4 protein-coding genes are annotated in these 8,569 nt (G+C 60.3%); all 4 read left to right on the top strand.

Annotated features, from left to right (window positions below; all coding sequences use genetic code 11):
- Positions 1-303 precede the first annotated feature (303 nt).
- The 4 genes from ACDZ94_RS24000 (at position 304) to ACDZ94_RS23985 (ending at position 8,569) form a co-directional block, all read left to right on the top strand.
- Positions 304-1,986: a fatty acid--CoA ligase gene (locus tag ACDZ94_RS24000; RefSeq protein ID WP_064450744.1), complete on the top strand. Its 1,683-nt coding sequence runs from the start codon at positions 304-306 to the stop codon at positions 1,984-1,986.
- A 333-nt stretch (positions 1,987-2,319) separates the two neighbouring features.
- The gene (locus ACDZ94_RS23995; protein ID WP_064450745.1) at positions 2,320-4,179 is read left to right on the top strand and encodes a DUF1302 domain-containing protein; all 1,860 of its coding nucleotides are present in this window, start codon (positions 2,320-2,322) and stop codon (positions 4,177-4,179) included.
- Between the two features lie 43 nt (positions 4,180-4,222).
- On the top strand, positions 4,223-5,587 hold the full coding sequence (locus tag ACDZ94_RS23990; protein WP_432751541.1) for a DUF1329 domain-containing protein: 1,365 nt from the start codon (positions 4,223-4,225) through the stop codon (positions 5,585-5,587).
- A gap of 252 nt (positions 5,588-5,839) precedes the next feature.
- Positions 5,840-8,569 carry a LuxR C-terminal-related transcriptional regulator gene (locus tag ACDZ94_RS23985; RefSeq protein WP_432751618.1) on the top strand — a complete coding sequence of 910 codons (2,730 nt, stop codon included), beginning with the start codon at positions 5,840-5,842 and terminating at the stop codon, positions 8,567-8,569.

Raw genomic sequence — 8,569 nt, 5'->3', positions numbered from 1 at the left:
GGGGCAAGAGCCCTTTGCTTACTTTGGGGCTTTTCCAAAGTGAGTCGCCGTAAGGGCGAAACCCATAGCTGCCATGACGCTTATAACGGATATGTACTCCGTAGCCCGGTGACAACCATAAGGCTTGCAGATAGTTATCCCCTGATAGTGCCCACATTTCATCTCAGCAATGCTCCACTAATGGCGTAAAGCTAGCATTCATTGAACGCTGCAAATCATTCCTTTGGCTGATTTAGCTGAAACATAAGCGCTCTAAAGTGCAGGTCTTCAAGCCAAGACCGTGCAGTCAGATAAGGGATTCGTATGTTGCAGACCCGTGTTATCCCGCCCGCCGAAGGCGCTTACCAATACCCGCTGTTGATCAAACGCCTGTTGATGTCCGGGGCGCGCTACGAGAAGACCCGGGAAATCATCTACCGCGACAAACTGCGCTACACCTACCCAACCCTGATCGAACGCGTTGCCCGCCTGGCCAATGTGTTGACCGAAGCCGGGGTCAAGGCCGGTGACACCGTCGCCGTGATGGACTGGGACAGCCACCGTTACCTGGAATGCATGTTCGCCATCCCGATGATCGGCGCGGTGATCCACACGATCAATGTGCGCCTGTCGCCGGAACAAATCCTCTACACCATGAACCACGCCGAAGACCGCTTTGTGCTGGTCAACAGTGAGTTTGTCGGGCTCTACCAGGCCATTGCCGGCCAGTTGACCACGGTCGACAAGACCCTGCTGCTCACCGACGGCGATTCCAAAACCGCCGAGTTGCCCCATTTAGTCGGCGAGTACGAAACCCTGCTGGCGGCCGCGAGCCCCAAGTACGACTTCCAGGACTTCGACGAAAATTCGGTCGCCACCACCTTCTACACCACAGGCACCACCGGCAACCCCAAGGGCGTGTACTTCACCCACCGCCAGTTGGTGCTGCACACCATGGGGGTGGCGACCATCATGGGCAGTGTCGACAGCGTGCGCCTGCTGGGCACCAACGATGTGTACATGCCGATCACACCGATGTTCCACGTCCACGCCTGGGGCTTGCCGTATGTGGCAACCATGCTCGGCTTGAAGCAGGTGTACCCCGGCCGCTACGACCCGGAATACCTGGTGGAGTTGTGGCGCAAGGAAAAGGTCACCTTCTCCCACTGCGTGCCGACCATCCTGCAAATGGTGCTTAACGCCAAGGCTGCCCAGGACGTGGACTTTGGCGGTTGGAAAATCGTCATCGGCGGCAGCGCGCTTAATCGCACACTGTATGAAGCGTCCAAAGCGCGAGGCATTCAACTGACCGCCGCGTACGGCATGTCCGAAACCGGGCCGCTGGTGTCTTGCGCCCATCTCAACGAAGAGCTGATGGCCGGCAGCGAAGACGAACGCACCACCTACCGCATCAAGGCCGGCGTGCCCGGGCCATTGGTGGAGGCGGCGATCATCGACGGCGACGGCAACTTCCTGCCCGCCGATGGCGAGTCGCAGGGCGAATTGGTGCTGCGTGCGCCCTGGCTGACCGAAGGCTATTACAACGAGCCGCAAAAGGGCGCCGAGCTGTGGGAAGGCGGCTGGATGCACACTGGCGATGTGGCCACTCTGGATGCGTTTGGCGTGATCGATATTCGCGACCGCATCAAGGACGTGATCAAGACCGGCGGCGAGTGGATCTCGTCCCTGGCCCTCGAAGACCTGGTCAGCCGTCACCCGGCGGTACGCGAAGTAGCGGTGGTGGGCATCGCCGACCCGCAATGGGGCGAGCGTCCGTTTGCCTTGCTGGTGGTGCGTGATGGCCATGTGATAGGTGCCCGCGAGCTCAAGGAACACCTCAAGCCTTTCGTCGAGCTGGGCCATTTGAGCAAGTGGGCCATTCCTAGCCAGATCGCCGTTGTTACTGAAATTCCCAAGACCAGCGTCGGGAAACTCGACAAAAAACGTATCCGCATCGACATCATTGAATGGCAGGCCAACAACAGCACGTTCCTGTCCACTCTCTGACGCCTCTCGCCGCGCCCGTTCGGGCGCGGCAATGCTCTATCTCGCGCCTTCACTTGTGATTTATCGATTTTCAGCCATCCTTGCCTCGCCGGCCTTCGTCGGCGTGGCGAAAGGGTTGTGGCAGACGGGTCGGTGATGCAAATCACACTTTAGAGGGATCAAGCGATACCCCCCGCTGGCTATAGTCCCTTCCAGAGTTTTTCAAGGATGTTGTGCTTCGGGCCATGGGGGCTCGGTTGCCGTTCAGCATTGGAATCGTTGTATTCCGGCCGTTACAAGCATCCAGAAGAAAGAACTCACTGCCATAACAATAATGCACATGGAGTAGCGTCGATGACCTCAGTAAACCAGTTCTGGCGCCGGGCAAGACTGCCCCTGGCCGTCAGTCTCGCTTCTACGCTCGCCGGGCCCGCATTCGGCGTCAGTTTCAACATCGGTGAAATCGAAGGTAGCTTTGACTCATCCCTGTCCGTAGGGGCGAGCTGGTCGACTGCCGGTCGCAATAAAGACCTGATCGGTGCCAACAACGGTGGCAGGGGTTTGTCGCAGACCTCTGATGACGGCCACCTGAACTTCAACAAGGGTGATGCCTTCTCGAAGATCTTCAAGGGCATCCATGACCTTGAGTTGAAATACGGCGATACCGGCATCTTTGTGCGTGGCAAATACTGGTACGACTTCGCGCTGCAAAACGAAGACCTCGACTTCAAGAACGTCAGCAACGACAACCGTAAAGAGGGCGCCAAGTCCTCTGGCGGGCAGATTCTCGATGCCTTCGTCTACCACAACTACACCATCGCCGATCAGCCGGGTAACGTGCGTCTTGGCAAGCAGGTCGTTAGCTGGGGCGAAAGTACGTTCATTGGCGGCGGTATCAACTCGATCAACCCGATCGACGTTTCTGCATTCCGCCGTCCGGGCGCCGAGATCAAGGAAGGCCTGATTCCGGTCAACATGTTCTACGTGTCCCAGACCCTGACCGATAACCTCTCCGCAGAGGCGTTCTACCAGTTGGAGTGGGACCAGACCGTGGTGGATAACTGCGGTACGTTCTTCTCCCAGCCGGACGTGATTGCCGATGGTTGCAGCAATAACCTGCGCGTCTTGAACAAGCGTTCCACCATCCCTGGCGCGGCCTTGCCAACCCTTAACGCGCTTGGCGTCGATGTGAACAACGAAGGCGTGCTGGTGCGTCGCGGCGGTGACCGTGATGCACGCGACAGCGGCCAGTTCGGCGTGGCCATGCACTACAACTTCGAGCCGCTGGACACTGAGTTCGGCGCGTATTTCATGAACTACCACAGCCGTGCGCCGATCTTCAGCGCGACAGGTGCGCCAAACTCGGCCTACACCCGTCCGCTGGGGCCATTGGCGGCATTGCGTCCGTTGATCGTGGCGGGCAGTTCGAATTACTTCGTTGAGTACCCGGAAGATATCCGCCTCTATGGCTTGAGCTTCTCCACCACGCTGCCTACCGGCACTGCCTGGAGTGGTGAATTGAGCTATCGGCCAAACGCGCCGGTACAGCTGAGCACCACCGATATTCTGTATGCGGGCGTCACGCCGATTCCGGGCTTTGGCAATGCTTCGGTGCTCAAGGGCACGCCGGGCCAGGACCTGCACGGTTACAACCGCAAGGAAGTGACCCAGTTCCAGACCACCTTTACGCACTTCTTCGACCAGGTGATGGGCGCCACCCGCCTGACAACCGTGGGCGAAATCGGCGTGACCCATGTGGGCGGCCTTGAGAGCAAAAACGTTGCACGTTATGGCCGTGATCCAGTCTTTGGTCCCGGCACCCTGCCTGGCGGTTTCTGCACCGCACTCGACAATTCGACGGCTCAAGGTGCCGGCCTGCCCAATGCGTCCGGCCTGAACACCAACTGCAACAATGACGGCTACACCACTGCGACGTCTTGGGGTTACCGCGCCCGGGCAATCTGGGAATACCCGGATGTGTTTGCCGGTGTGAACCTCAAGCCCAACGTGGCCTGGTCCCATGACGTCAAAGGTTACTCGCCAGGCCCTGGCGGCAACTTTGAAGAGGGTCGCAAGGCCGTCAGCCTGGGTGTCGATGCCGAGTACCAGAACACCTACACCGTCAGCCTGAACTACACCAACTTCTTTGGTGGCAAATTCACCACGGTGGATGATCGCGATTTCATCGCTCTGAGCGCCGGCGTGAACTTCTAAGCACACTCTTTTCAGATGCATGTAATTCAGGAAGAACCAGAACATGAAAATAACTAAAAGTCTGTTGCAGGTGGGTGTGCTTGGGCTGTCGATCATGGCGGGTAGCGTCATGGCGGCAGTCTCGGCGGATGAGGCGGCCAAACTGGGCACGACCCTGACGCCGATGGGCGCCGAAATGGCCGGTAACACGGCCGGCACCATTCCGAAATGGTCGCCACTGCCGACCAATGCCGGCGCTGTGGACGCCCGTGGTTTCCTGGCCAACCCGTATGCCAGCGAACAACCGCAGTTCACCATCACCGCGCAGAACGTCGAGCAGTACAAAGACAAGCTGGCGCCTGGGCAGTACGCGATGTTCAAGCGTTACCCGGACACCTTCAAGATGCCGGTCTACCCGACGCATCGCGGCGCTACCGTGCCGGCTGATGTGTTCGCCGCTATCAAGAAGAACGCCACCCACACCAACCTGGTGTCGGGCGGCAACGGCCTGGAAAACTTCGAAACCGCTGTACCGTTCCCGATTCCCAAGAGCGGCGTCGAGGTTATCTGGAACCACATCACCCGTTATCGCGGCGGCAGCGTGACCCGTCTGGTCACCCAGGCCACCCCGCAAACCAACGGTTCGTTCAGTCTGGTGTACTTCCGCGACCAGTTCGTGTTCCGCGACAAGATGAAGGACTACGACCCGAAAAACCCAGGCAACGTGCTGTTTTACTTCAAGCAGCAAGTGACCGCACCGGCGCGTCTGGCCGGTGGTGTGCTGCTGGTGCACGAAACCCTCGACCAGGTGAAAGAACCGCGTTCGGCGTGGGTCTACAACGCCGGCCAGCGCCGTGTGCGCCGGGCACCGCAAGTGTCCTATGACGGGCCGGGTACCGCTGCCGATGGCCTGCGTACCTCGGACAACCTCGACATGTACAACGGCGCACCCGACCGCTACGACTGGAAGCTGGAAGGCAAAAAAGAAATCTACATCGCCTCCAACAGCTACAAGATCGACGATCCGAAACTCAAGTATGTCGACATCATCAAGGCCGGCCACATCAACCAGGACCTGGCTCGCTACGAGCTGCGTCGCGTCTGGCACGTGGTTGCGACCTTGAAGGAAGGCCAGCGCCACATCTACGCCAAACGTGACTTCTTCATCGACGAAGACACCTGGCAAGCAGCGGTCATCGACCACTACGACGGCCGTGGCCAACTGTGGCGCGTCGCCGAAGCCCATGCCGAGAACTACTACGACAAGCAAGTGCCGTGGTACGCCCTGGAAACCCTCTACGACCTGCAGTCCGGCCGCTACCTGGCGCTGGGCATGAAGAACGAAGAGAAGCAGGCGTATGACTTCGGCTTCACCGCCACCACCAGCGACTTCACCCCCGCGGCCTTGCGCCAGGACGGTGTTCGCTAAGCCGCACTCGCTCGACAATGTGGGAGGGGGCTTGCTCCCGATAGCGGTGGGTCAGTCGATGTATTAAGTGACTGACACAGCCTTATCGGGAGCAAGCCCCCTCCCACTTTTGTTCGTGGTGCTCTGGCTGGGATATTTTTTGTCGCAGTTCTTTTTCAGGCAAATGTTGCAAAGATCTACAAACCTGCCGCTTTTACCGCTAGTCTGCGGACATCTGCAATGCCGACAACAGCCTTCTACAAGAGCCCGGCGATGACTGATCTGTCCCGAATCCAAGGGCCTGCAAGCGCTGTGATTCCGACGCTGGAAGCGCGCTTCTACAGGCCACCGTTGCCTGACGGCTATGTGCTGCGCCCGCGCCTGTGCGAGCGGCTGAGCGCGGGGCTGGAAGGGCGACTGTTACTGGTCAGCGCCCCGGCCGGGTTCGGCAAGAGTTCGTTAGCGGTGGAGTTCTGCCAGAGCCTGCCCGCCCATTGGCAAAGCCTGTGGCTGGGCCTGAGCCCTCGGGATAACGACCCCGGCCGCTTCCTCGAGCGCCTGCTCGACGGTTTACAACAATACTTCCCACAGCTCGGCGCCCAGTCCCTGGGCCTGCTGAAAATGCGCCAGCGTCACCAACCCTTTGCCTTTGAAGAATGGCTCGATGGCTTGCTCGATGAGCTGACGCTGCACCTCTCCACGCGCGCGCCGATATTGCTGGTGCTGGATGACTACCACCTGGCCCAGGGCCCGGTGCTGGATCGCTGCCTGCAATTTTTCCTCAACCATTTGCCCGATGGGCTGTTGGTCATGGTCACCAGCCGCCAACGTCCGGACTGGCATCTGGCGCGACTGCGGTTGTCGCGGCACCTGCTGGAACTGCATGAACAAGACCTGCGCCTGACCCATGACGAGTCGCTGGCTGTGTTGGATCGGCACAGCAGCTCGTTGCGCGGCGAGGCCCTGGATAACTTGATTCGTCGCAGTGAGGGCTGGGTGGCCGGCCTGCGTTTCTGGTTGCTGGCCATTTCCGAAGCCGGCAATGAGGCCGTGTTGCCGCAACACTTGCACGGCGGCGAAGGGCTGATTCGCGATTACTTGCTGGAAGAGGTCATCGACTGTCTGCCGGTTGACGTGCAAGCGTTTTTGTACGACACCGCCCCTCAGGATCGTTTCTGCAGTGAGCTGTGCGACGCCGTGCGTGAGGCCCATGACAGCGCGGAAATCCTCGGGTATTTGCAGGCCCACCAAGTGTTTCTGGTGCCGCTGGACGAGCAGGGCCACTGGTATCGTTATCACCATCTGTTTTCCGACTTGCTGCGCACCCGCCGTGCCAGCAATGCCACATTGCCGATTGCCAGCCTGCACCTGCGGGCCTGCCGCTGGTTCAACGCCCAGGGTTTGATTGATGAGGCGGTGGAGCAGGCGTTGCGCGCCGGCCACCTGGATGTGGCGGCGAACCTGGTGCAAAACCTGTCGGAGGAGCAACTGCTGGCTGAACAGAATGTCGGCATGCTGCTGCGCTGGAAGATGGACTTGCCCGACAGCCTGCTGATCAGCACGCCGCGGTTGATCGTGCTCTACAGCTGGGCGTTGGGGCTGGCCTGCCAGTTGGATGCGGCGGAAGAATTGTCCGGCTATCTCAGTCGGTTCCTGCCGGCGCCGTCGGCCACTGCGCAAAAATCGATGCTGGCGCAATGGTTGGCGCTGAGCGGGATCATCGCTCGCGGCCGAGGCGATCGCGAGTTGACCCAGCGCTATTGCAGCGAGGCGTTGGAAAGCCTGCCGCACAAGCGTTACGGCCAGCGCCTGATGTGTTTGTCGACCCTGTCCAACCTGGCCATCGTCGACGCTGATCTGTGGCGCGCCCGTGGCCTGAATCGCGAATCCCTGGAGTTGGCCCAGCGCGTCGGCAACCCGCTGTTTGAAGCCCTGGCCCACTACGACCGGGCGCGTGTCTTACAAGCGCGCGGCGAAATCCTGCGTTCTCTGGATGAGGTTCGCCAAGGCTTGCAGCGCTTGCATGGCCTGGCGCCCCAGCGCCTGTACGCCGTGCGTGCGCGGTTATCGCTCTACGAAGGTTATTTGCTGCTGGTGCGCTACCAGCCCGAAGCCGGCCTTGCACGCTTACGTGCTGGCTTGAGCGAAGCCCGCGCCTGCCGGGATATCAGTGTGTTGATCGGGCATTGCGTCATCGCCAGCTTTGAAGGGCGGCGTGGCGATTTCCCGAAGGCCTTCGCCGAACTCGCCGAAGCCGAGCGCTTGATGCATATCTGGGATGTGCCGCCGATCTACTACCTGGCGATGATCACCCTGATCAAATGCGAGCTGTGGCTGGCCCAGGGGCGCACTGACCTGGCCGACGCCTGGCTGGCTCGGCTGGGCCAAACCTACAATGGCGAGCACGCCGCCGCCGCCCCGGAGTTTCACCCACACCTGCCGCAACACATCGGGCTGCAACAGGCCGCGCTGGACGCTACTCGGCATCAGCCCGCCGCCGCATTGGAACGCCTCGAAGACCTGGCGCAACAGGCGCATAACAGTGGGCGCCAGATGATTGCGCTGATGGCCCTGACCCAGCAGGCGTATTTACTGCTGGAATGCGGCCAGGAAGCCAAGGCGCGGGCCATAGTGATTCAGGCCCTTGAAGCCGCCGCCGGTGGTGCGTTGCAGCCGTTCCAGCGCCTGCTGGAACGTTACCCGGACTGGATGCGTGAGCAACTGGGCAAAGACCCCCATGGCTTGCTGAACCAGAGTCTGTTGGCGCTGCTGCCGGCAGTCGCTGACGCGCCGGCGGCGCCCAACCACGAAACGCTGAGCACCCGCGAACTGGCGGTGCTGCAACTGATTGCCCAGGGCTGCTCGAACCAGGAAATCAGCAATCAGTTGTTCATCTCTCTGCACACGGTGAAGACCCACGCCAGCCATATCAACAGCAAGTTGGGCGTGGAGCGCCGCACCCAAGCGGTAGCGCGGGCCAAGTCGATGGGCTTGCTGGCCTGA

Source organism: Pseudomonas sp. UBT, from assembly GCF_050915955.1.
Taxonomy (GTDB): Bacteria; Pseudomonadota; Gammaproteobacteria; order Pseudomonadales; family Pseudomonadaceae; genus Aquipseudomonas; species Aquipseudomonas antarctica_A.
Note: the sequence above shows the minus strand (reverse complement) of the source record. Positions and strands in the feature narration are given on the sequence as shown.